This window comes from Bacteroides xylanisolvens XB1A (assembly GCF_000210075.1).
GTDB lineage: Bacteria > Bacteroidota > Bacteroidia > Bacteroidales > Bacteroidaceae > Bacteroides > Bacteroides xylanisolvens.
Window position 1 is genome coordinate 5,738,902 of the sequence record NC_021017.1, and the last position, 24,071, is coordinate 5,762,972.

17 protein-coding genes and 1 pseudogene are annotated in these 24,071 nt (G+C 43.1%); 8 read left to right on the forward strand and 10 right to left on the reverse strand.

The genetic code is table 11. The features are described from left to right. The 6 genes from BXY_RS22550 to BXY_RS22575 all read right to left on the reverse strand — a co-directional run. Positions 1 to 837: FecR family protein (locus BXY_RS22550; RefSeq protein ID WP_128859128.1), on the reverse strand; the 837-nt coding region annotated here is incomplete at its 3' end. A 10-nt stretch (positions 838 to 847) separates the two neighbouring features. Next, a complete protein-coding gene (locus tag BXY_RS22555; RefSeq protein WP_008025991.1) occupies positions 848 to 1,438 on the reverse strand; it encodes an RNA polymerase sigma factor in 591 nt (196 codons plus the stop codon). Positions 1,439 to 1,515: 77 nt separating this feature from the next. Further along, positions 1,516 to 3,090 (reverse strand): peptide chain release factor 3, encoded by a 1,575-nt coding sequence (locus BXY_RS22560; RefSeq protein ID WP_009040526.1) that lies wholly within the window; start codon positions 3,088 to 3,090, stop codon positions 1,516 to 1,518. Between the two features lie 90 nt (positions 3,091 to 3,180). Further along, the gene (gene rfbD, locus BXY_RS22565; RefSeq protein ID WP_015533027.1) at positions 3,181 to 4,047 is read right to left on the reverse strand and encodes a dTDP-4-dehydrorhamnose reductase; all 867 of its coding nucleotides are present in this window, start codon (positions 4,045 to 4,047) and stop codon (positions 3,181 to 3,183) included. After that, positions 4,048 to 4,593 (reverse strand): DUF4924 family protein, encoded by a 546-nt coding sequence (locus tag BXY_RS22570; protein ID WP_015533028.1) that lies wholly within the window; start codon positions 4,591 to 4,593, stop codon positions 4,048 to 4,050. 11 nt (positions 4,594 to 4,604) lie between these two features. Further along, a complete protein-coding gene (locus BXY_RS22575; protein ID WP_004310295.1) occupies positions 4,605 to 5,258 on the reverse strand; it encodes a LysE family translocator in 654 nt (217 codons plus the stop codon). Positions 5,259 to 5,516: 258 nt separating this feature from the next. On the opposite strand from BXY_RS22575, the gene purL reads away from it, so the two are divergent. From purL to BXY_RS22595, 4 genes and pseudogenes are all read left to right on the forward strand, one after another. Beyond that, positions 5,517 to 9,221, forward strand: a complete 3,705-nt coding sequence (purL, locus tag BXY_RS22580) for a phosphoribosylformylglycinamidine synthase (RefSeq protein WP_009040525.1) — start codon at positions 5,517 to 5,519, stop codon at positions 9,219 to 9,221. A gap of 268 nt (positions 9,222 to 9,489) precedes the next feature. Next, a pseudogene (locus tag BXY_RS22585) lies at positions 9,490 to 13,497 on the forward strand (hybrid sensor histidine kinase/response regulator transcription factor). Then, complete coding sequence (locus tag BXY_RS22590) at positions 13,494 to 14,036, forward strand: chromate transporter (protein WP_008025977.1); 543 nt, start codon at positions 13,494 to 13,496, stop codon at positions 14,034 to 14,036. The pseudogene BXY_RS22585 and the gene BXY_RS22590 overlap by 4 nt, the downstream one beginning before the upstream one ends. Positions 14,037 to 14,154: 118 nt before the next feature. Next, entirely contained in the window at positions 14,155 to 14,703 is a 549-nt protein-coding gene (locus BXY_RS22595) for a chromate transporter (RefSeq protein ID WP_008025975.1), read from the forward strand. Between the two features lie 110 nt (positions 14,704 to 14,813). Here the strand turns inward: BXY_RS22595 and BXY_RS22600 are convergent, their stop codons facing one another. Further along, positions 14,814 to 16,400, reverse strand: a complete 1,587-nt coding sequence (locus tag BXY_RS22600) for a glycoside hydrolase family 10 protein (RefSeq protein ID WP_009040523.1) — start codon at positions 16,398 to 16,400, stop codon at positions 14,814 to 14,816. A gap of 16 nt (positions 16,401 to 16,416) precedes the next feature. On the opposite strand from BXY_RS22600, the gene uvrA reads away from it, so the two are divergent. After that, a complete protein-coding gene (gene uvrA / locus BXY_RS22605) occupies positions 16,417 to 19,188 on the forward strand; it encodes an excinuclease ABC subunit UvrA (protein ID WP_015533032.1) in 2,772 nt (923 codons plus the stop codon). A 96-nt stretch (positions 19,189 to 19,284) separates the two neighbouring features. Here the strand turns inward: uvrA and BXY_RS22610 are convergent, their stop codons facing one another. From BXY_RS22610 to BXY_RS22620, 3 genes are read right to left on the reverse strand one after another with little or no spacing between them, the layout of a single operon-like run. Next, positions 19,285 to 19,770, reverse strand: coding sequence for an outer membrane beta-barrel protein (locus BXY_RS22610; protein ID WP_004300961.1), 486 nt, complete (start codon positions 19,768 to 19,770; stop codon positions 19,285 to 19,287). A gap of 4 nt (positions 19,771 to 19,774) precedes the next feature. Beyond that, positions 19,775 to 20,005 (reverse strand): hypothetical protein, encoded by a 231-nt coding sequence (locus BXY_RS22615; protein WP_004310290.1) that lies wholly within the window; start codon positions 20,003 to 20,005, stop codon positions 19,775 to 19,777. Beyond that, the gene (locus BXY_RS22620) at positions 20,002 to 21,432 is read right to left on the reverse strand and encodes a carbon starvation CstA family protein (RefSeq protein ID WP_004310289.1); all 1,431 of its coding nucleotides are present in this window, start codon (positions 21,430 to 21,432) and stop codon (positions 20,002 to 20,004) included. Before BXY_RS22620 ends, BXY_RS22615 begins: the two co-directional genes overlap by 4 nt. A gap of 109 nt (positions 21,433 to 21,541) precedes the next feature. On the opposite strand from BXY_RS22620, the gene BXY_RS22625 reads away from it, so the two are divergent. From BXY_RS22625 to rpmF, 3 genes are all read left to right on the forward strand, one after another. Then, a complete protein-coding gene (locus BXY_RS22625; RefSeq protein WP_015533033.1) occupies positions 21,542 to 23,008 on the forward strand; it encodes a glycoside hydrolase family 10 protein in 1,467 nt (488 codons plus the stop codon). A 272-nt stretch (positions 23,009 to 23,280) separates the two neighbouring features. After that, positions 23,281 to 23,859 carry a YceD family protein gene (locus tag BXY_RS22630; RefSeq protein WP_004313594.1) on the forward strand — a complete coding sequence of 193 codons (579 nt, stop codon included), beginning with the start codon at positions 23,281 to 23,283 and terminating at the stop codon, positions 23,857 to 23,859. A 12-nt stretch (positions 23,860 to 23,871) separates the two neighbouring features. Further along, positions 23,872 to 24,057, forward strand: a complete 186-nt coding sequence (rpmF, locus tag BXY_RS22635; RefSeq protein ID WP_004296852.1) for a 50S ribosomal protein L32 — start codon at positions 23,872 to 23,874, stop codon at positions 24,055 to 24,057. The last annotated feature ends 14 nt before the right edge of the window (positions 24,058 to 24,071 follow it).

Below are 24,071 nucleotides of genomic sequence, written 5' to 3' on the forward strand. Positions count from 1 at the left end.
TTTTAAAATAATTTCTTTCCCTCGAATTTGATAACTGATTCCACACGATCCAAAGACTTTTTCCAGTGTGGCGTTCAGGTCTTTTGTTAAGACCGTCCCGTTGTAGGTCAGCCCCTCGCATTTCTCATGTCCGACGACTGTTACTTCAAATATATGCTCAATATCTGCCACTACATTTATTAGCGGATCGTCTTCATACCCCAACACCTCGGGGAACTCCGATTCTTCTGCCTTTTTCTCTACCGGCACAATCTTGTTCTCATCGCAATGAACGCTTTCCCCGGCAAGCAATGTACGCTTACCTACAGCAGTCTCGACTTGCACACTTCCTTCCTCACAGTTGACGGTCATCTTCTTTCCTTGCTGATCGATGAGGAATTTCGTTCCCAGTACGGTTACGTCGCCGGCTTCTGTACGGACCGTGAATGTCTTGCCTTTGGTTACGTTAAAAGAGGCTTTACCCAATAGTTGCAATTTGCGCTCCCAAAGCCATGTGATATGATTGTAAGTCAGGCGGGAATTTTCCATCACCTGCACAGTACTGCCATCCGGCAATTCATAGTTCATAGCAGTGTTATCAGTCACCACCTTTTCTTCTGCCAGGAAGTAACCGCCTATCCCCAAAAGAAGGACAACTGCCGCTGCCACTCCCCATGAGAAAGAGAAACTTCTCCCCGCACCTTGCTTTCTTCCCCGGCTTAAGGCGATCTTATGGCTCTCCTCACGTTGCAACTTCAGCTTATCACCTATTTCTTTTTTACGAGAAAAGATTTCGCCAACCAGAGGAAGTTTTCCTTCTTCTAAGTATTTATCTAAAGATTCTGTCCACTTTTCCATATCTCACACCTCAATTAAAAATCCACAAATTAGCTGCTACCAACAACAAGAAAGATTTGCTCATACGCTCCCGCAAACTGGAGATAGCCATATGAGTAGTATTGTAAACCGTACGTGAAGTGAGTCCCATCACCTGGGCTATTTCTTCCGGACTCATCTTCTTATAATACTTAAGATACAATACCTCCCGCTGTTGCTTTGTCAAATTGTTCAGCTCTTTCTGCAAAACTTCTAGCTGTTCTTTTTCTAACTCTGAACGGATAATAGCAGTTTCAATATCAATCTCCAGATCAAACTGATATTCATTTGTGCCTACTTCATCCAGTGATTTTAATGAGCCACTATTCTCCTTTTTCAGTTCGTTCACTATCATGTGTCTCAACGAAACACATAAGTAAGCGGGTATGGATTGAGGAGCCGTGCAAGTTTCTCTTTTCTCAAAGATGTAAACAAACAACGACTGTATCGCCTCGGTTACCAGAGTCTCATCACCGGCTATCTTCATGCCATATCCATACAGTAAATCTGCATATTGCTCATAAAGCTGCCGGAATGCCTCTTCATCCCCTTGCTGAATTTTATCCCAGGATAGTGTCTTCATTTCTATTCACTCATTTATATGAGATATGTTTTTCCTTTTTTTACCTGATTTTTTAGTTAAAATCAACGGAATATGTTTTAAAACTCACTTGTAAAGTGGAATTTGATGTGTTTAAAGTCCATCTGCGCCATCTGAAGTACATAACCGGAGTCTGCCAGGAACACATCGCGCCCTTCTCTATCCTTTGCCATATACTGGTATTTACGTTTCTTGAAGGCTTCCAGTTCTGCGGGATCATCGCTTTCTACCCAACAGGCTTTATAAAGACTTACCGGTTCCCAGCGACAGGACGCATTGTATTCATTCAACAAACGGTACTGAATGACCTCAAACTGCAACTGTCCCACCGTACCGATAATCTTACGGCCATTGAACTGATTGACAAACAACTGTGCCACACCTTCATCCATCAACTGATCGATACCTTTCGCCAACTGTTTCTGCTTCATCGGATCGGCATTTTCAATATACTTGAACATCTCCGGCGAGAAGCTCGGCAATCCGCGGAAATGAAGCATTTCACCTTCTGTCAGCGTATCGCCAATCTTAAAGGTACCATTATCCGGTAAACCAATAATATCTCCTGCATAAGCTTCATCAATCGTTGTTTTACGCTGTGCCATAAACTGGGTAGGCGACGAAAAACGCATGGTCTTTCCATGACGAACGTGCACATAGGGAGCATTGCGGACAAACTTGCCGGAGCAAATCTTACAGAATGCCACACAAGAACGGTGATTGGGATCAATATTGGCTGTGATCTTAAAGATGAATCCGGTGAATTTCGGTTCGTCGGGATTCACTTCACGCTCTTCTGCCTGTACGGGACGAGGACTGGGAGCTATCTCCACGAAACAGTTCAGCAGCTCTTGCACACCGAAGTTGTTCAACGCTGATCCGAAGAATACAGGTGCACAGTCTCCTGCGAGATAGGATTCCGAATCAAATTCGGGATAAACACCTTCGATCAGTTCCAGATCACCACGCAGCTTGTCTGCCAATGGCTTGCCAATCTGCTGATCCAGTTCTTCCGTATGAATATCGACTGCCACTTTTTCCGTTACCATCTGTTTGGATGGCTGGTACAAGTCCAGTTTCTGTTCGTAGATGTTGTATACTCCTTTGAAACGTGCTCCCTGCTCTATCGGCCAGGACAAGGGACGAACCTGAATCATCAGTTCTTCTTCGAGTTCATCGAGCAAGTCGAACGGTTCTTTTCCTTCACGGTCCATTTTGTTGACGAAGATTATTACCGGAGTCTTTCTCATGCGGCATACCTCCATCAGTTTACGCGTCTGCGTTTCCACCCCCTTCGCACCGTCTACAACGATGATAACACTGTCTACAGCAGTCAGTGTGCGGTATGTATCTTCAGCAAAGTCCTGGTGACCCGGAGTATCGAGAATGTTGATTTTATAATCCCGATAGTCGAACTCCATCACGGAAGTCGTTACCGAAATACCACGTTGTTTCTCGATTTCCATCCAGTCGGACGTAGCCGTCTTTTTTATCTTATTACTCTTTACAGCACCTGCTACCTGTATCTGACCACCGAAAAGCAATAGCTTTTCCGTCAATGATGTCTTACCGGCATCCGGATGCGCAATAATGGCGAACGTTCGCCGTCTCAAAATTTCTGTATTATCTGCCATATATTAATATGAATGAAGAATGAAGAATGATGAATGATGAATGATGAAAGAAGAATTGTTACGCTATCTATAAAGCCGCATCGAAATTCTTCATTCTTCATTTTTCATTCCTAATTTTATCAAGCATTGTTTGAGGCTCTCCTCCCAATGAGGAATCTCTATATCGAACGTTGTTTTTATTTTTGTTTTATCAAGCACGGAATATGCCGGGCGGTTTGCTTTCGCGGGATATTCGGCTGTATGCAAAGGTTTCACTTTGCAGGTGGTTATTCCTGCCAGACGATGAATAGCTACCGTGAAATCATACCAGGAACAAACTCCCTCATTGCTGAAATGGTAGATGCCGCGGACTATACCTTTATTTATAATGGTATAGATGGCACGTGCCAGGTCATTAGCATAAGTCGGGGTTCCGATCTGGTCGAAAACAACTCCCAGACTGTCACGCTCTTTTCCAAGACGGATCATTGTCTTCACAAAATTATTGCCGAAAGTGGAATAAAGCCATGCAGTACGGATTACGACTGCTTTCTCGCAATAATTCATCACGTCATATTCTCCTTCCAGTTTGGTGGTGCCGTATACGGAGTCCGGACAAGGGTCGCAATCCTCCGTATACGGAGTGTGTGCAGTACCGTCAAAGACATAATCGGTAGATACCTGTATCATGGCGGCTCCGTTGAATTGTGCCGCACTTGCCAATTGTTTCGGTGCTTCGCAATTCAATTGATAGGCTAGTTCCGAATTATCTTCCGCTTTATCTACGGCCGTATATGCGGCACAGTTCACGACAAGCTCAATCCGCTTCTCTGCGATATAAGCCCAAACGGCTTGCTTGTCACAGATGTTAAGCTCCTCTACATCCGTGAAATAATACGTATGTTGCGGGTTCTCTTTTGCAAGCACCTGCATCTCATTGCCAAGCTGACCGTTGGCACCCGTTACCAAAATTCTCATTTATTCATCCAGTTTTAATTCACCTTTACGGTCTTTATCATAATAGTTTGCCAACATAGAAAGGAAACTAGTGATAGCTTCCACTGCCTTAGCAGTACCTTCACTGATAGGCTTTTTTTGAAGACGAAGCAGGAGCACTCCATACAACGCCTCAAAACAGGTCTCCAATTCGGGCTCGTCTTTCTTGCCGTTTTTATTCCGTAATTCTACTATAAACGGCAATGCCTTGAAATAGGCGGCACTGTAAAAAGGAAATTTAGGAGAAGAAGCCAATGCGTTATGCAATTCTGTCAGATTGATAATCACATTCTTATTAATCTGCAAATGACCTTTTTCCCGTACTCCTTCCTCACTCATCATCGTAATCAGGTTGGTATACCATTCTCTCATGGCAGGCTGCTGTTCTTCCGGATAGCGGGCAATTACATTTGCCTCCATCTCTTCCGGTTCACAATGATTGGCACGGATCAAGTCTTCCTCTTGCCACATATATATAAGGTATTCGGCAATATTCTTCTCTTTCAGTTGTTGTGCTATCTGATTCATTATGTTATCTCTTAATAAAGTGACTCTCCCAACAAAGTATAAATCAATCCGGCAACAGATACCAGCATTACGATACTTCCTACAACACGATTCAGTATCCAGATACCACGTAAATTGAATTTAGTGCGCACCTTATTCACAAAATAAGTGATACCCAACCACCAGGTCAATGCTCCTATAGCAATTGCAAGATATCCCGTGATCTCTTCAAAGACCAGCACCCCCGGCTGCACAAAGGCAAAACGGGCGAAAAGTCCGATAAACAGAAAGATTATCAAGGGATTGGAGAGAGTGACGAAAAATGCGGTAATAAAGTTATGGAAATAAGAACCTTTGCTGGAGGAAGCCGGACGAATGGACTGCACCGGGTTGCTACGAAAGGTATATATACCAAAAAGGAGTAGCATGATGCTCCCCAATAATTGCAGATAGAAAATATTCTTATTAATATAATCGAACACAAAGCTCATCCCGTAGCCGGTGAGCAAAGCGTATGCTATATCGCTCAAAGAGGCTCCCAGACCTGTTACAAATCCATACCAACGCCCCTTATTCAAAGTCCTCTGGATGCATAATACGCCCACCGGACCGAGGGGTGCGGACACAACAACGCCAATAATAAAGCCTTTCACTAATATATCGAATATTGTCTCTATCTGAATCATGTCGCAAATATCGCACTTTTTTGTGATATGGGGATAGTATATTAACGTTTTTTCCACACAAGAATCACTATATATAGCGATAATAAGTAAAACGTACATCGAAAATAAACATATTAAATAAGGTATAGGAATTTATTCTCTATTTTTTTCCTACCACCAACGAAATTGATTATCTTTGCGCCACAGAAAAAGAGAAGAGTTTCTCCTGCAGGAACTTCAATCGTAAAATCGTAAATCGTAAAATCGTAAATATACAACATGATTCTTTTTTTCAGAACCCCTTCCAAGAGCGTGATTGCCGTAGAGAGCAACCATCAGCTCACCCCTGACGAAAGTAATAAACTCTGCTGGCTTTTTGGCGAAGCCGTGATGGAAAGTGAAGAAAACCTGAAAGGCTGTTTCGTTGGCCCACGCCGCGAAATGATCACTCCCTGGAGTACAAACGCAGTAGAAATCACCCAAAACATGGGGCTCGAAGGCATAAGCCGCATCGAGGAGTACTTCCCTGTTAAGGACGAAAATGCCGATTACGACCCGATGCTCCAACGCATGTACAAAGGACTCGACCAAAACGTATTCACGACAAACCGTCAGCCGGAACCAATCATCTACATTGAAGATCTCGAAGTGTACAACGAAAAAGAAGGTTTGGCTCTTTCCAAAGAAGAAATGGACTACCTGAAGAAAGTAGAAAAGGACCTCGGACGGAAGCTGACCGACTCTGAAGTATTCGGTTTCGCACAAATCAACTCCGAACACTGCCGCCACAAAATTTTCGGCGGAACGTTTATCATCGACGGCGTAGAGCAGGAATCTTCCCTGTTCCAGATGATTAAAAAGACTACACAGGAAAATCCGAATAAAATAATCTCTGCTTATAAAGATAACGTAGCCTTCGCTGAAGGTCCGGTTGTGGAACAATTTGCTCCGGCAGATCATTCAAAACCTGATTTCTTCCAAGTAAAGGACATCAAGAGTGTTATCTCACTGAAAGCGGAAACTCATAACTTCCCTACTACTGTTGAGCCATTCAATGGTGCTTCTACCGGTACCGGCGGTGAAATCCGCGACCGTATGGGTGGTGGTAAAGGTTCATGGCCGATTGCAGGTACTGCAGTCTACATGACTTCTTATCCACGCACAGAAGAAGGACGCGAATGGGAAGAGATTCTTCCGGTACGCAAATGGCTATACCAGACTCCGGAACAGATTCTAATCAAAGCATCCAATGGTGCTTCCGACTTCGGTAACAAGTTCGGCCAACCGCTGATCTGCGGTTCGGTACTGACTTTCGAACATACAGAAAACAAAGAAGTTTATGGTTACGACAAAGTAATCATGCTTGCCGGTGGTGTTGGTTACGGTACACAACGCGACTGCCTGAAAGGCACACCGGAAGCTGGAAACAAAGTAGTGGTTATCGGTGGTGACAACTACCGTATCGGACTGGGTGGCGGTTCCGTATCTTCTGTTGATACCGGTCGTTACAGCAGTGGCATCGAGTTGAATGCCGTGCAACGTGCCAACGCAGAAATGCAAAAACGTGCCAATAACGTAGTACGCGCTCTTTGTGAAGAAGAGGTGAATCCGGTGGTTTCTATCCATGACCACGGATCTGCCGGACACGTAAACTGTCTGTCCGAACTCGTGGAAGAATGTGGTGGTTTGATCGATATGAGCAAGTTGCCTATCGGTGACAAGACTTTGTCTGCCAAAGAAATCATCGCTAACGAAAGTCAGGAACGTATGGGTCTGCTGATTAAAGAAGAGGCTATTGAACATGTACGTAAGATTGCCGAACGCGAACGCGCTCCAATGTACGTAGTCGGTGAAACAACCGGTGATCATCGTTTCGCTTTCCAACAGGCTGACGGTGTACGTCCGTTCGACCTTGCCGTAGAACAGATGTTCGGTTCTTCTCCCAAAACCTATATGGTAGACAAGACCGTAGAACGTCATTATGAAATGCCGAAATACGAATTGTCTAAACTACATGAATATCTGACGAATGTATTGCAGCTTGAAGCTGTAGCCTGCAAAGACTGGTTGACAAACAAGGTAGACCGTTCGGTAACAGGCAAAGTGGCTCGTCAGCAATGTCAGGGTGAACTTCAGTTGCCGTTGAGCGACTGCGGTGTCGTAGCACTCGACTACCGTGGCGAGAAAGGTATCGCTACCTCTATCGGACATGCTCCGCAAGCAGCATTGGCTGATCCGGCTGCCGGCTCTATTCTTTCTGTATCTGAAGCGCTGACCAATCTTGTTTGGGCTCCAATGGCGGAAGGTATGGATAGCATTTCACTGTCTGCCAACTGGATGTGGCCTTGCCGCTCTCAAGAAGGTGAAGATGCCCGTCTTTACACAGCTGTAAAAGCTTTAAGCGATTTCTGTTGCGCGCTGCAGATCAATGTTCCTACCGGAAAAGACTCTCTATCTATGACACAGAAGTATCCGAACGGCGAGAAAGTGATTTCTCCGGGAACTGTGATTGTTTCTGCCGGTGGTGAAGTTTCCGACGTGAAGAAAGTGGTATCTCCGGTATTGGTTAACAATGAAAAGACTACGCTTTATCATATTGACTTCAGCTTCGATGAACTGAAACTGGGTGGTTCGGCTTTTGCACAATCTCTGGGTAAAGTTGGTGACGAAGTACCTTGCGTACAAGATGCCGAATATTTCCGTGATGCTTTCCTTGCCGTACAGGAACTTGTCAACAAAGGATTGATTCTTGCAGGACACGATATCTCTGCCGGTGGTTTGATCACTACATTGCTCGAAATGTGCTTCTCTAATGTAGAAGGCGGTATGGAAATCAGCCTCGACAAGATGAAAGAACAGGATATCGTTAAGATTCTGTTTGCTGAAAATCCGGGTATCGTTATCCAGATCAGCGACAAGCATAAGGATGAAGTGAAGAAGATTCTGGAAGATGCAGGCGTAGGCTATATAAAGCTGGGTAAACCGACTGACGAACGCCACATTTTGGTATCTAAAGACGGTGCTACTTACCAGTTTGGTATCGATTATATGCGTGACGTATGGTATTCTTCTTCTTACCTGCTCGACCGCAAACAATCTATGAACGGTTGCGCAAAAGCACGTTTTGAAAACTATAAGATGCAACCTGTTGAATTCGCTTTCATGCCGGAATTCAAAGGTAAGCTTTCTCAATACGGTATCACTCCGGATCGTCGTACCCCAAGCGGTATCCGTGCGGCTATCATCCGTGAGAAGGGTACAAACGGTGAGCGCGAAATGGCTTACTCACTCTATTTGGCAGGTTTCGACGTAAAAGACGTTACAATGACCGACCTCATCAGCGGACGCGAAACACTGGAAGACGTAAACATGATCGTTTACTGCGGTGGTTTCTCTAACTCCGATGTACTGGGTTCTGCTAAAGGATGGGCAGGCGCATTCCTGTTCAACCCGAAAGCTAAAGAAGCATTGGATAAATTTTATGCACGCGAAGATACATTGTCATTGGGTGTCTGCAACGGTTGCCAGCTGATGATGGAACTCAATCTTATCAACCCGGAACTGAAGAAGAAAGGAAAAATGCTACATAACAATTCACACAAATTCGAATCACGCTTCCTTGGTCTTACTATCCCGACTAACCGCAGTGTGATGTTCGGCTCTTTAAGTGGAAGCAAACTGGGTATCTGGGTAGCTCACGGAGAAGGAAAATTCTCTTTGCCATATGACGAAGATAAATATAATGTAGTAGCGAAGTATAGCTATGATGAATATCCGGGCAATCCGAACGGTTCCGATTATTCTATCGCAGCACTGGCCAGCGCAGACGGACGCCACTTGGCTATCATGCCTCACTTGGAACGTTCCATCTTCCCATGGCAGAACGGTTGCTATCCGGCCGACCGCAAGAACAGCGATCAGGTTACTCCATGGATAGAAGCGTTTGTCAATGCCCGCAAGTGGGTGGAAGCGAAAATGAAATAAATCATTTCCATATTTTACAGAGGCTGGTACTTTAAATAGTGCCAGCCTCTTATTTTACGGAACTTTCCATTCTACCGGAAGACTTCTGATAGATACCAAAATACCGAAAACAAACAGTATATACAAATAGTTATAAAATAGTCTATTTTCTTCATTTTTGGAGCGCTGTTATCTTTCATCAAAATTTTGTAATATCAAAAAATCTTCTTAATTTTGTCAAACTTTCCCCCTCATAAAAGATTCAATAACCCTTAAAAGTCCTATTTGTATGAAAAAATGGCTTTTTCTAATCTTATTGTTTCCTCTAATTTGTGTCGCGCAGACGTATCGATATCTCGGAGTGGAGGATGGGTTAAGTAACCGGCGGGTTTACTGCATTCAAAAAGATAAAACCGGATACATGTGGTTCCTCACGCACGAAGGTATTGATCGATACAATGGAAAAGAGTTTAAACGATATAAGTTAATGGATGGTGACGCAGAAGTGAACTCTCTGTTAAATCTAAACTGGCTTTATATTGATCAGGAAGGAGTCTTATGGGAAATCGGGAAAAAAGGAAAAGTATTCCGGTATGACCAGATTCACGACTGCTTCAGTCTTGTATATAAATTACCGATGGAAAGTTTCAGCGAACAGCCGGACCCGGTCACTTATGCCTGGCTCGACCAGAACAAACACATCTGGCTATGCAATAAAGATACTATCTTTCTCTATAATACGGACACCAAACAAGTCACCCATATAAAGAATGATATAAGTGAAGAAATCACTGATATTGAACAAATAGACGAATCGCATTTCTTCATCGGTACGGAAATGGGGATTCATTATGCCCAATTAGAAAACAACGCATTGAAACTTATCAATTGCGATAAGTTGGAGAGCGTGAAAGCCCAAGTAAGCGATTTACACTTCGACAAAAAGATTCGGAAACTATTCATCGGCACTTTCTTGCGGGGAATTATGGTTTATGATATGAATACCAAATCCGTCATACGACCGGATTATAACCTGAAAGATATCAGTATCACACGGTTCAAGCCGCTAAATGACAAAGAGTTATTAATAGCTACCGATGGCGGAGGAGTACACAAAATAAATATGGATACTTATCAAATAGTACCCGAAATTGTGGCTGATTATAACAGTAATTGTGGCATGAACGGTAACAGTATCAATGACATTTTTGTGGATGATGAAGAACGGATATGGCTGGCTAATTATCCCATCGGAATCACGATACAAAACAACCGTTATACGAGCTACAAATGGATTAAGCACTCCATCGGTAACAAACAGTCTTTAATCAACGATCAAGTAAATGCCATTATTGAAGACAGAGAGGGAGATTTATGGTTTGCAACGAACAATGGCATCAGTTTTTTAATTCAAAGACCGGACAATGGCGATCGGTGCTTAGTGCTTTTGAAGAGTCGCAAGGTAATAAAAGCCATATCTTTCTTACTATATGCGAAGTGGCTCCCGGAATTATCTGGGCAGGCGGGTACTCTTCCGGTGCTTACCAGATAGATAAGAAAACGTTCAGTGTCAGCTATTTCATGCCGCCTTTGTACACTCATACAAACAAGCGACCGGATAAATATATACGTGATATTCGTACAGATATGCAGGGTTATATCTGGTCGGGAGGATTCTACAACCTCAAGCGTATTAATCTGAAGACGCAGGAAGTACGGTTTTATGATGGATTAAATTCCATTACCGCCATCGTTGAGAAAGATGAAAAAAGTATGTGGATCGGTAGTGCCACCGGCCTATGTCTTTTAGATAAAGAATCCGGAAAATTCGAGCGCATAAAACTTCCGGTAGAGTCGAACTATATCTATTCCCTGTACCAAGCAAAAAACGGTTCATTGTATATAGGTACCAGCGGGTCGGGACTATTGATTTACGATATTAATAAAAAACTGTTCACTCATTACCACACGGAAAACTGTGCTTTGATATCCAATAATATCTATACCATATTATCGGATGCGGACAAAGATATAATCATGAGTACAGAAAGCGGATTGACAAGTTTTTATCCCAATGAGAAAAAATTCTATAACTGGACCAAAGATATGGGATTGATGACCACCCATTTCAATGCGCTATCAGGTACGTTACGGAAAAACAATAAATTCATTTTAGGCAGTTCTGACGGAGCAGTGGAATTTGACAAGGATATGAAATTGCCCAGAAGTTATTCTTCTAAAATGATTTTCAGCGATTTCAAGCTTTTTTATCAAACAATCTATCCGGGTGATGAGGATTCTCCGTTGAAAGCAAGCATCAATGATACAAAGGTACTAAAGTTAAAATACAATCAAAACAGATTCTCTTTGCAGGTTTCTTCCATCAACTATGACTATCCTTCCAATATTCTTTACTCTTGGAGGCTAGAAGGTTTCTATGATAAATGGAGCAAACCCGGAACAGAGAACACGATTCGTTACACCAATCTTGCCCCGGGCAAATATACGCTAAGGGTACGTGCCATCTCCAATGAAGACAAACGCATCATGCTTGAAGAAAGAAGTATGGATATTATCATAGCCCAACCTTTCTGGCTGACATTCTGGGCCATGCTGGTTTATACAGCTATCCTTTGTCTCATTGCCATCGTCCTATTGCGTATACTGATTTTGAGGAAGCAACGCAAAGTCTCCGATGAGAAAATACACTTCTTTATCAATACGGCACATGATATCCGTACCCCATTGACGCTTATCAAAGCACCTTTGGAAGAACTACGCGAGAAAGAGGAGTTGAGTAAAGAAGGTATTTCGAACATGAATACGGCATTACGAAACGTAAATGCCCTATTACGTCTTACCACCAATCTTATCAACTTTGAAAGAGCGGACGTATATTCTTCCGAATTATATATTTCAGAGCATGAGCTAAACACGTTTATGAATGAAATATTCAACGCGTTCCAGCAGTACGCCAACATCAAACATATCAACTTCACTTATGAAAGTAATTTCAGGTATATGAACGTATGGTTTGATAAAGAAAAGATGGAATCTCTTTAAGAACATCATTTCGAACGCACTGAAATATACTCCGGAAAATGGAAATGTACAGGTTTTCGTTTCAGAAACATCTGACTCATGGAGCGTGGAAGTCAGAGACACAGGAATCGGCATCCCGGCCAATGAACAAAAGAAATTGTTCAAACTTCATTTCCGTGGCAGCAATGCTATTAATTCCAAAGTAACAGGAAGTGGTATCGGACTGATGCTTGTATGGAAGCTAGTCCGCCTGCATAAAGGAAAGATTAATCTGTCAAGCATCGAAAACCAGGGATCGGTTATCAAAATAACATTCCCTAAAGACAGCAAGCGCTTCCGGAAAGCACATCTGGCAACTCCGAGCAAACAGCGTATAGAAAATACGATTGATAACGTTCCGCCTCCATCACCTGAAATTTACGAAAATGCACAAAAGAAAGAGAACATTAATCATCGTCGCATCTTGATTGTGGAAGATAATGATGAGTTGCGCAACTATCTGTCGCAAACGTTATCCGAGGAGTATTTCGTACAGGTTTGCTCCAATGGAAAAGAAGCATTGACGATTATTCCCGAGTACAAACCAGAGCTGGTTATTTCAGACATTATGATGCCTGAAATGCGGGGGGATGAATTATGCCAAGCTATCAAGAATAATATCGAAACCTCCCACATTCCTGTTATCCTGCTGACTGCTTTGAATAATGAGAAAGATATTCTCTCGGGACTTCAGATTGGTGCGGATGAATACGTTGTGAAGCCATTCAATATTGGTATATTGAAAGCTAATGTTGCCAATCTGCTGGCTAACCGTGCACTATTGCGCAGCAAATTCGCAAATTTAGATCTGAATGATGAGGAAAATGATGAAGACTGCATCAACTGTTCGCAAGACATTGACTGGAAATTCATAGCAAACGTCAAAAAGAACGTGGAAGATAACATTGACAATCCTGCTCTCACGGTAGATGTATTATGCAGCCTGATGGGAATGAGTCGCACAAGTTTTTACAATAAATTAAGGGCATTAACCGATCAGGCACCGGGAGATTATATCCGGCTGATTCGTCTGAAACGTGCCGTACAATTACTAAAAGAAGACACACATAGCATAACAGAAATTGCAGAAATGACGGGATTCAGTGACGCCAAGTACTTCCGCGAAGTGTTTAAGAAGCATTTTAATGTGAGCCCCAGTCAGTATGGCAAAGAGAAAAAAACAGCTAGTAAGGAAGGAGGAGAAAAGAAAGAATGAACATTTATTTCGAAGCATTTGGAATCTTTTTTAAAATAGGCGCCTTTACCATTGGAGGAGGGTATGCAATGGTGCCACTGATTGAAAATGAAATTGTCACCAAGCGAAAATGGATTGCGCAGGAAGATTTTATAGACCTGTTGGCTATCTCACAATCCGCTCCGGGAATTCTGGCAGTCAATATTTCTATCTTCATAGGATATAAATTGCGTGGCATCCGGGGAAGTATTATCACAGCATTGGGTACTGTTTTACCGTCTTTCATTATTATATTAGCTATCGCCCTGTTCTTTCATAGTTTCCAAGACAATCCGATAGTGGAACGTATTTTTAAAGGAATCCGCCCGGCAGTGGTGGCACTCATCGCGGCACCAACCTTTACCATGGGACGATCTGCTAAAATCAACCGCTACAATCTGTGGATTCCTGTTGCCTCGGCATTATTAATCTGGCTGTTGGGCTTCTCCCCTATCTGGATTATCATTGCTGCCGGTGTAGGAGGATTCCTGTGGGGAAAACTTAGAAAAGTCAAGAGCTAAGAAAGGAGAGTTGAGAAGGAACGGATTAACGCTGTTGTTTTACAGATTCATAATTCTAAAAACCGTGAAATCCGTGTAATCCGTGCCTAAAATTATTATATAATAAATTATTAATCACATGATTTACCTACAGTTATTCTATACATTTTTCAAGATCGGACTCTTCGGCTTCGGTGGCGGTTATGCCATGCTTTCCATGATTCAAGGAGAAGTGGTAACCCGCTATGGATGGGTGAGTTCGCAGGAGTTCACGGATATTGTCGCAATCAGCCAAATGACTCCAGGACCTATTGGTATCAACGCAGCTACTTATGTAGGGTTTACTTCTACGGGTAGCGTATGGGGTTCCATCATTGCTACCTTTGCCGTAGTCCTTCCCTCTTTCATCTTGATGTTGACCATCAGTAAATTCTTCCTAAAATACCAGAAACATCCGATAGTAGAATCTATATTTGACGGATTACGCCCGGCAGTAGTCGGATTACTCGCCTCCGCTGCGTTGGTATTAATGAACGCAGAAAACTTCGGTTCGCCTACGGAAGATACTTATTCATTCGTTATCAGTATCATTATCTTTCTGATTGCATTCATCGGAACAAGAAAATATAAAGCCAATCCGATATTAATGATTATCGCCTGTGGTATTGCAGGTTTGCTGCTCTATTAATAACGAGCGGCTGAACAGTAAACAAAAAAACAGTAAACAAAAAACGGTGAATAAACTGCGTTATCATTCTGCAGAGTGTTCACCGTTTTATCGTTGTTTATTCTATACCTTTACAGTTTTAACTTCTTACTTACGGATTTCGATTCATTATGTAAACGATCTAAAGCTGTCACTACATAACGGCATTTTGTTTTTCCTGTTTCATAAGGAAGTCTATAGAATGGATTGCGCGTGATAGCTACAATATGAGAAGGATCGTCCAAATTCACCTTTTCTTTACTGTCAAAACGATAGACTACATATTGAACTGCCTTATCCATCTCTGTATCAGCTTTCGGAGCTGTCCAAAAAAGGATATAGCCATCTTCCGTCCATACCTTTTTCATTTTACGTACCTTGCCCGGAGCTTTATCATCCATAAAATCAAAGACTGGAATCAAAGCAGGATATTTATGATATTCACTGATTAAAGCATCACGATATCTACCCTGATTCTCAACAACAGCTGCTGCATACCATTGACAGCTTCCTCCGATTGTTTGGTAAGCACGTTGCAAAGCCATCTTACGGGGAAGCTGATTGATAGAAGGATTCTGCGGATCGGCAAACTGAACAGTCTTTGGCACTGACTGGCCGATAAATAACGGCCGGTTTTCCGAATGAGTAGCCCACCATTTCACCAATGTCTCATAGTCGGCAGCCTTGTGACCAATCTCCCAATAAATTTGCGGAATATTATAATCAATCCATCCTTCACGTGCCCAAAGAAGCACATCGGCATAAAGATCATCATAGTTCTGCAAACCATTGGTGTTACTTCCCAACGGATCGCTTTTCTGATTACGATAAATACCGAACGGACTAATACCGAACTTCACCCATGGCTTGATGCCACGAATCGTTTCATGAAGCTTCTTTATCAACACATTCACATTACTACGACGCCAATCTGCCTTATTGGTGAAACCTCCACCGTAACGGGCGAAACTTGCATCATCCGGAAAATCCAACCCATTAACCGGATAAGGATAGAAATAATCATCCATGTGAATAGCATCTACATCATAACGAGACACAATATCGGTCACAATTTTGCAGATATGTTCACGGCTTTCGGGAAGTGCCGGATCGAAATATAGCTGATCGCCATAAGTAACAAACCATTCCGGATGCTGGTGATAAATATGTTCCGGTGCCAACTTGTTCTTTAATGAGGTCTTCACGCGGTAAGGATTGATCCAGGCATGAAATTCCATATTCCGTTTCTGACATTCTTCAATCATAAACTGCATCGGATCCCACATAGGGGAAGGTGTCTGACCTTGCGTTCCTGTCAGGAAACGGCTCCACGGCTCATGCTGGGAAGCGTATAATGCATCTGCTTCAGGGCGTACCTGAAAGATGATTGCGTTAATGCCGGCTTCCTGAAGAGAATTCAACTGGCTAATCAATATTTGCTTCAGTCGCTCTGTGGGAATGCCACGAAACTGGCCATTGACAGCCTGTATCCATGCTCCACGGAATTCACGTTTAGGATATTTATTGCCTGATGGCACCTGTGCCCTCACTCCTACCACCAGAAGAAGAGCTAAAAGTAAAAGATAGTTTTTCAGCTTCATAATATTCTTAAATCGTAATAATGTGACGCAAAGATAATACAAACTCCCGATAAATTCGCTAACTTTGCCGACTACCATAAAAAAGGTGTATTTTATGTCAGAAAACAACTATATTTCGATCAAAGGCGCACGAGTCAACAACCTAAAAAACATCGATGTAGATATTCCCCGCAACAAACTTGTTGTTATCACCGGATTGTCGGGTTCGGGAAAATCATCACTTGCTTTTGATACCCTTTATGCAGAGGGACAACGCCGCTACGTAGAAAGCTTAAGCAGCTACGCGCGTCAGTTCCTGGGGAGAATGAGCAAACCGGAGTGTGACTTTATCAAAGGAATTCCTCCCGCCATTGCCATCGAACAAAAAGTAAACAGCCGTAATCCCCGTTCCACCGTGGGCACCTCGACTGAAATTTACGAATATCTACGCCTGTTATATTCACGGGTGGGAAAAACGTATAGTCCCATCAGCGGGCAGGAAGTGAAGAAGCACTCCACAGAGGACATCGTCAACTGTATGCTTTCTTATCCGAAAGGCACAAGATATACGGTACTGACGCCTATCCGCCTGCGTGAAGACCGCACATTACAACAGCAATTGGAAATAGACCTGAAACAAGGATTCAACCGTATCGAAGTGAACGGTGAAATGAAACGAATCGATGAATATACGCCTGTGGCAGGTGATGAAGTCTATCTGCTGGTTGACCGTATGGCGGTTGCCACCAGCAAGGACGCCATCAGCCGACTGACTGATTCTGCCGAAACAGCCATGTATGAAGGCGACGGAACCTGTATGCTGCGTTTTTTTCTATCGGATGGAACTACGAAACTTCATACTTTCAGCACTAAATTCGAAGCGGACGGCATCATCTTTGAAGAACCGAACGACCAGATGTTTTCATTCAACTCGCCTATCGGCGCTTGTCCGGCGTGCGAAGGATTCGGCAAAGTAATCGGCATCGACGAGCACTTAGTCGTTCCGGATCGTTCATTATCGGTGTATGAAGGAGCTATCGTATGCTGGCGTGGCGAAAAGATGGGTGAATGGAAAGAAGAATTAATTCATAATGCGGAGAAATTCGACTTCCCCATTTTCACTCCTTATTATGAGTTGACAGACGCGCAACGCAGGTTACTTTGGGAGGGCAACCAATATTTCCACGGCATCAATGATTTTTTCAAGATGCTGGAAGAGAATCAATATAAGATACAATACCGGGTGATGCTGGCGCGTTACCGGGGAAAGACGCTTTGCCCGAAATGCCACGGCACCCGCCTGAAACCGGAAGCCGGATATGTACGAGTGGGTGGAAAAAACATTTCCGAACTGGTAGATTTGCCTATCACAGAGCTGAAGGAATTCTTCGATCATTTGGAACTGGACGAACACGACAACAACGTATCCCGACGTATCCTGGTTGAAATAAATAGCCGGATTCGTTTTCTAATTGATGTAGGTTTGGGCTATCTGACTTTGAACCGGCTTAGTAATTCCTTATCGGGTGGAGAGAGCCAGCGTATCAATCTGGCAACCTCGCTGGGAAGTAGCCTTGTAGGTAGTCTTTATATTCTCGATGAACCAAGTATCGGACTGCATAGCCGTGACACAGACCGTCTGCTCCATGTGTTGCGTCAACTGCAACAATTAGGAAATACGGTAGTGGTGGTAGAGCACGATGAAGAAATTATCCGTGCAGCCGATTACATTATCGACATAGGTCCCAATGCCGGACGCCTAGGTGGAGAAGTTGTCTACCAGGGAGATATGAAGGATTTAAAGAAGGGAAGCAACAGTTATACGGTACGTTATCTTTTAGGAGAAGATGAAATACCCGTTCCGAAGCATCGCCGGCCATGGAATAACTATATAGAATTGAAAGGCGCACGTGAGAATAATCTGAAAGGAGTAAACGTACGTATCCCTCTCAATGTAATGACAGTTGTTACGGGTGTTTCCGGTTCCGGGAAGAGTACATTGGTAAGAGATATTTTCTTCCGGGCATTGAAACGTGAATTAGACGAATGTAGTGACCGACCGGGAGAATTCACTTCAATCGGAGGAAGTTTGCGTGACCTGCGGAATGTAGAATTTGTAGACCAGAACCCGATTGGCAAATCATCGCGCTCAAATCCGGTGACTTACATCAAGGCTTACGACGAAATCCGCAAACTATGGTCCGAACAGCCTTTGGCGAAACAAATGGGATATACCCCCGGATTCTTCAGTTTCAATAGCGAAGGCGGACGTTGCGAAGAGTGTAAAGGAGAAGGAACCATTACTGTAGAAATGCAATTTATGGCAGACTTGGTGTTGGAGTGTGAATCTTGTCACGGAAAACGTTTCAAATCCGACACGCTGGAAGTGAAATTCAACGATAAAAGCATCTACGATGTATTGGAGATGACCGTCAACCAAGCGATTGAGTTCTTCAACGAACATGGACAGAAGAAAATTGTGAAGAAGTTACTTCCTTTGCAGGACGTAGGACTGGGATATATCAAATTAGGACAGGCTTCTTCTACCCTTTCCGGTGGTGAAAACCAACGTGTCAAACTCGCATTTTATTTAAGTCAGGAGAAAGCTGACCCAACGATGTTTATCTTTGACGAACCGACTACAGGATTACACTTTCATGATATCCGCAAACTGCTGGATGCTTTCGACGCATTGATTCGCCGGGGACACAGCATCGTTATCATCGAGCATAACATGGACGTCATCAAATGTGCCGATTATGTAATCGATCTCGGACCGGAAGGTGGAGATAAGGGTGGAAATATCGTAGCAGTGGGTACCCCGGAAGAAGTTGCTGCCTGCGGAGCAAGCTATACAGGGCAGTTTCTGAAAGAAAAACTAGGATAAGCAATCGTCAAAACTATAATAATACATCTATGTAATTAAGCCCTTGCAGAAGTTCTATATCTGCAGGGCTTAATATATGAAAAAAATCAATCTCTCTTACAAGTAGAAACCGAATCCAATCTTCACACCGAAACGCGACATATCTCCATCATTGAAACGCCATTTATAATAAACGGCAGGTTCAATGGTCACCGTACGCGAAAGGAAGTAAGCGTATCCGGCTTCGATGCCCAGTCCCCAGTCTGTCTGATGTTTTCCACCACTCCAACGGAAGCGGTTCCAGTCGAGTCCGCCACCCAGATAGATACCAGTTTTATTGAAGTAGAAACGTACTCCTGTACCCAGTGTATACTCATCTACTGGTTTCGACCAGTCGGCTCCAGCATTTACCATCAAGGCAATACCCTCGGCAAAAAATGTACCGACCTGTGCACCAACTCCAAACTTTGCTTTATCGTTTTTACTATACGAAAAGTCCAACCCCGACAATGAAGGATTAATAATCGTAGTTCCTTTCTCAAATTGCGCTTGTGCAGTAAAAGAGACTGCCAATAAGCAAAGAGCCAAAGCTAATTTCTTCATAAACTTACTTTTTTAAGTGAATATATTGTTCGTCTTTTTTGCGGCGTTCACGCATTTGTTCCTTTTTCCGAAGCACCAGCCAAAGAAGGAGGACGATGACATAAGAAACTGCCACCGTAATTATTTTCTCTGTCAGGCTGACTTCCGTATTACGAGGCAACAAATAAGCCGCTGTTACAGATACATAAATAAGGAATGCAAGCGCCACTCCTGTTGATTTTCTTATTTTCTTCATTCTGATAATTTTCTTGTTTTTTGCTTATTTATCCAGATATAGAACCAAACAGTCGCAACCATTACACACGCTATACCAACGCCATAGGAGACTGTATGCGAGAGTCCTAATCCTTCAGGAGCAATACATATATAAGTAGAACATACACATGTCATAAACAGTGCCGGTACCAAAGTAATGATATAAGGTTTCTTGGATACCGCCAGAAAAACTGTTATAGCCCACAAGGTAAACACAGCCAATGTCTGATTTGCCCAGGCAAAATAACGCCATATCATATTAAATCCGTTTGCATCACGCAAACTATACAAAAGCAAACCAATAGCTAGTACAAACATCGGAATACAAATGTACAAACGACGGCGCATACTTTTTTGTTCCATCCCCAGGAAGTCTGCCACAATCAGACGTGCCGAACGGAAAGCCGTATCACCCGAAGTTATCGGAGCGGCAATCACCCCCAAAATAGCGAGTACTCCGCCGATTGCCCCTAACCATTCTTTTGTGATGGCATCAACGATAACAGAAGCATTGCTTTCTTCCATTCCGTTTTCATGGAAAAAATAAGTAGCGGCAGCAGCCCAAATAAGAGCAACAATGCCCTCGGTAATCATTGCACCGTAAAATACCGGACGTCCATGCCGTTCCGAAGTCATACAACGGGCCATCAATGGGCTTTGCGTAGCATGGAAACCTGAAATGGCACCACAAGCAATACTCACAAACATAATCGGGAAGATAGGAAGTTCGCTCGCTTCCGGGTTCGTATTTTGCAATCCGTCCCATAACTCCGGCAAAGCCGGATGGTTAACATAGAGCATCACCAAAATGCCTACTGCCATAAACAACAAGGCAACCGCAAACAATGGGTAGATTTTACCTATTATTTTATCAACAGGCAGCAAAGTAGCCAGAATATAATATGCAAATACAACGATAATCCAAAACGTAGCATCCAAACTTTCCGGTGTCAGTTTAGCCAACAATCCGGCAGGACCTGCAACAAAAACCGAACCCACCAGAATCATTAAAATGACAGTGAATCCTCTCATCACCTGCTTGGTAGTCAGTCCCAAATAACGCCCTATTATTTCCGGCAGGCTTTCACCTCCATTACGCAAAGAAAGCATTCCGGCAAAATAATCATGCACTGCCCCCGCAAAAATACTTCCCAGCACAATCCACAAGTATGAAGAGCTACCAAATTTCGCTCCCATGATTGCTCCGAAAATAGGACCTAATCCGGCAATATTGAGAAATTGAATCATGAAAATCTTCCAGGTGGGCAATGGAATATAGTCCACTCCATCCGCCTTGGTAAGAGCCGGTGTTTTACGGTCGTCAGGACCAAAGACGCGTTCCATCAGGCGTCCATACGTAAAATAGCCTACTATCAACGCCAGCAGGCATAGAGTAAATGTAATCATAGCGTGTCGTTTTTTTAACTTGGCAAATGTAACATAATCTCACGAAACAGCCCAACAATACCGACACTTTTACTAACTTTGCAGGGATTTAAAACAAAAAATAAAGGATATGCGCTATACTATTTTCATTCTTTCACTTTTGTTTCCTTTCCTCTCAATTGTTGCGCAACCCAAGCACGAAGTTCGTGCCGCATGGGTGACAGCGGTGTACGGACTGGATTGGCCTCGCACACGTGCGACAAACCCTCAAACAATCCGCAAGCAGAAAGAAGAGTTAATAGATATTCTTGATAAGTTAAAGGCTGCCAACTTCAACACTATCCTATTTCAAACCCGTACTCGTGGAGATGTATTATATCCTTCGGCAATCGAACCTTTCAATTCGATCCTGACCGGAAAGACAGGAGGAAATCCAGGATATGATCCACTGGCTTTTGCCGTTGAAGAATGTCATAAGCGAGGGATGGAATGTCATGCCTGGATGGTAACTATCCCACTAGGAAATAAGAAGCATGTTGCTTCGCTCGGCAGTCAGTCTGTCACCAAGCGGATGAAAGAAATATGCGTTCCTTACAAGCGCGAATATTTCCTCAATCCGGGACATCCGGCAACGAAGGAGTACTTGATGAAACTGGTGCGGGAAGTCGTTAGCGGTTATGATGTGGACGGAGTGCATTTCGACTATCTGCGTTATCCGGAGAATGCTCCTCTTTTTCCTGATAAATATGATTTCCGACGATACAATAAAGGACGCACACTGGATCAGTGGCGCCGGGATAATATCTCCGAAATTGTACGTTATATATATAAAGGTGTAAAAGCTATGAAGCCTTGGGTGAAAGTAAGTACCTGCCCGGTAGGTAAATACCGTGATACTTCTCGTTACCCCTCCCGTGGATGGAATGCTTTCTTTACCGTTTATCAGGACCCGCAAGGTTGGATGGGAGAAGGTATTATGGATCAGATTTATCCGATGATGTATTTCCAGGGAAACAATTTCTACCCTTTCGCCCTCGACTGGCAGGAACAGAGCAACGGACGGCAGGTGATTCCGGGACTCGGCATTTATTTTCTCCATCCCGATGAAGGTAAATGGACACGCGACGAAATAGATCGTCAGATGAACTTTATCCGCAAGCAGAAAATGGCGGGTGAAGGGCATTACCGGGTGAAATACCTGATGGAGAACACGCAGGGGATTTATGATGAATTATCTGAGAATTTTTATGCATACCCTGCTTTACAACCCCCGATGCCTTGGCTGGACAATGTTCCGCCTACGGCTCCTTCTGCACTGAAAACTACCCACATCGATAATGGATATACCGAATTAACCTGGCAGGCTGCTACTGATAACGATCAGCGCAACAAGCCCATGTATGTTATTTATGCTTCTAATGATTATCCGGTAGATATCAACCGACCAGAAAATATCGTTGCACAAAATATTCGAGAGACGAGTTACGTATATGCCCCTATCCTGCCTTGGAATGCAAAAAAGCACTTCGCAGTGACGGCTATTGACCGCTATGGAAATGAAAGTACAGCGACACAGGAGCAAACGGTCCAGCAGTAAACCAAGTATTTAGAATCGACTTATTTGTTTCAAAACAGTATAAAAAAGAATGAAACGGTGCAGAAATGAACGAAGCCTCGCTTGTCTATTGACGGGCGAGGCTTTCTGTTTTTTATTACTTTGGTATTTATACCACCCTTTTTAGCAGATACAAACCTCATAATACCTATTAAAAAAGTGAATATTTACTGATAATTTGTATGTTATGAGGATATTTATTTGTATCTTTGTCGCCCGAATTGTAAGCTAACGATTTAAAAAAGAGAGAAGCTTTGGGAAAATTTGATAAATACAAAATTGACTTGAAAGGTATGCAAGCAGACTCTGCTAAGTATGAGTTTGTATTGGATAACCTTTACTTCGCTCACATTGATGGTCCTGAAGTTCAGAAAGGAAAGGTCAATGTTACATTGACTGTGAAAAGAACCTCTCGTGCTTTCGAGCTGAGTTTCCAAACTGACGGTATGGTATGGGTACCATGCGACCGTTGTCTGGATGATATGGAGCTACCTATCAGTTCTTCTGATAAACTGATGGTAAAGTTTGGTCATGAATATGCAGAAGAAGGTGACAACCTGATTGTGATTCCCGAGGAAGAAGGGGAAATCAACGTTGCATGGTTCATGTATGAATTTGTTGCGCTGTCTATTCCGATGAAGCATGTACATGCTCCCGGTAAGTGTAATAAAGCGGTAACTAGTAAATTGAACAAGCATTTGAAAACAAATGCGAATGAGGATAGCGATGATACTTTCGACACAGGTGGAGATGACATCGTAATTGAGGAAGAAGTGGAGGAACAAATTGATCCTCGCTGGAATGAATTAAAAAAAATATTAGATAATAATTAAAGTTTTAAGAAAATGGCACATCCTAAGAGAAGACAATCAAGTACGAGACAAGCGAAGAGAAGAACTCATGATAAGGCAGTAGCTCCTACATTGGCTATTTGTCCGAATTGCGGCGAATGGCACGTTTACCACACTGTATGTGGTGCTTGTGGCTATTACAGAGGTAAGCTCGCTATTGAGAAAGAAGCAGCTGTATAATTAGTACAGTTATA

Coding starts and splice junctions, on each gene's coding strand:
- BXY_RS22555 (WP_008025991.1), bottom strand. CDS start 1,438: ATGAAGACACTATCCTGGGATAAAATTCAGCAAGGGGATGAAGAGGCA.
- BXY_RS22560 (WP_009040526.1), bottom strand. CDS start 3,090: ATGGCAGATAATACAGAAATTTTGAGACGGCGAACGTTCGCCATTATT.
- rfbD (WP_015533027.1), bottom strand. CDS start 4,047: ATGAGAATTTTGGTAACGGGTGCCAACGGTCAGCTTGGCAATGAGATG.
- BXY_RS22570 (WP_015533028.1), bottom strand. CDS start 4,593: ATGAATCAGATAGCACAACAACTGAAAGAGAAGAATATTGCCGAATAC.
- BXY_RS22575 (WP_004310295.1), bottom strand. CDS start 5,258: ATGATTCAGATAGAGACAATATTCGATATATTAGTGAAAGGCTTTATT.
- purL (WP_009040525.1), top strand. CDS start 5,517: ATGATTCTTTTTTTCAGAACCCCTTCCAAGAGCGTGATTGCCGTAGAG.
- BXY_RS22590 (WP_008025977.1), top strand. CDS start 13,494: ATGAACATTTATTTCGAAGCATTTGGAATCTTTTTTAAAATAGGCGCC.
- BXY_RS22595 (WP_008025975.1), top strand. CDS start 14,155: ATGATTTACCTACAGTTATTCTATACATTTTTCAAGATCGGACTCTTC.
- BXY_RS22600 (WP_009040523.1), bottom strand. CDS start 16,400: ATGGTAGTCGGCAAAGTTAGCGAATTTATCGGGAGTTTGTATTATCTT.
- uvrA (WP_015533032.1), top strand. CDS start 16,417: ATGTCAGAAAACAACTATATTTCGATCAAAGGCGCACGAGTCAACAAC.
- BXY_RS22610 (WP_004300961.1), bottom strand. CDS start 19,770: ATGAAGAAATTAGCTTTGGCTCTTTGCTTATTGGCAGTCTCTTTTACT.
- BXY_RS22615 (WP_004310290.1), bottom strand. CDS start 20,005: ATGAAGAAAATAAGAAAATCAACAGGAGTGGCGCTTGCATTCCTTATT.
- BXY_RS22620 (WP_004310289.1), bottom strand. CDS start 21,432: ATGATTACATTTACTCTATGCCTGCTGGCGTTGATAGTAGGCTATTTT.
- BXY_RS22625 (WP_015533033.1), top strand. CDS start 21,542: ATGCGCTATACTATTTTCATTCTTTCACTTTTGTTTCCTTTCCTCTCA.
- rpmF (WP_004296852.1), top strand. CDS start 23,872: ATGGCACATCCTAAGAGAAGACAATCAAGTACGAGACAAGCGAAGAGA.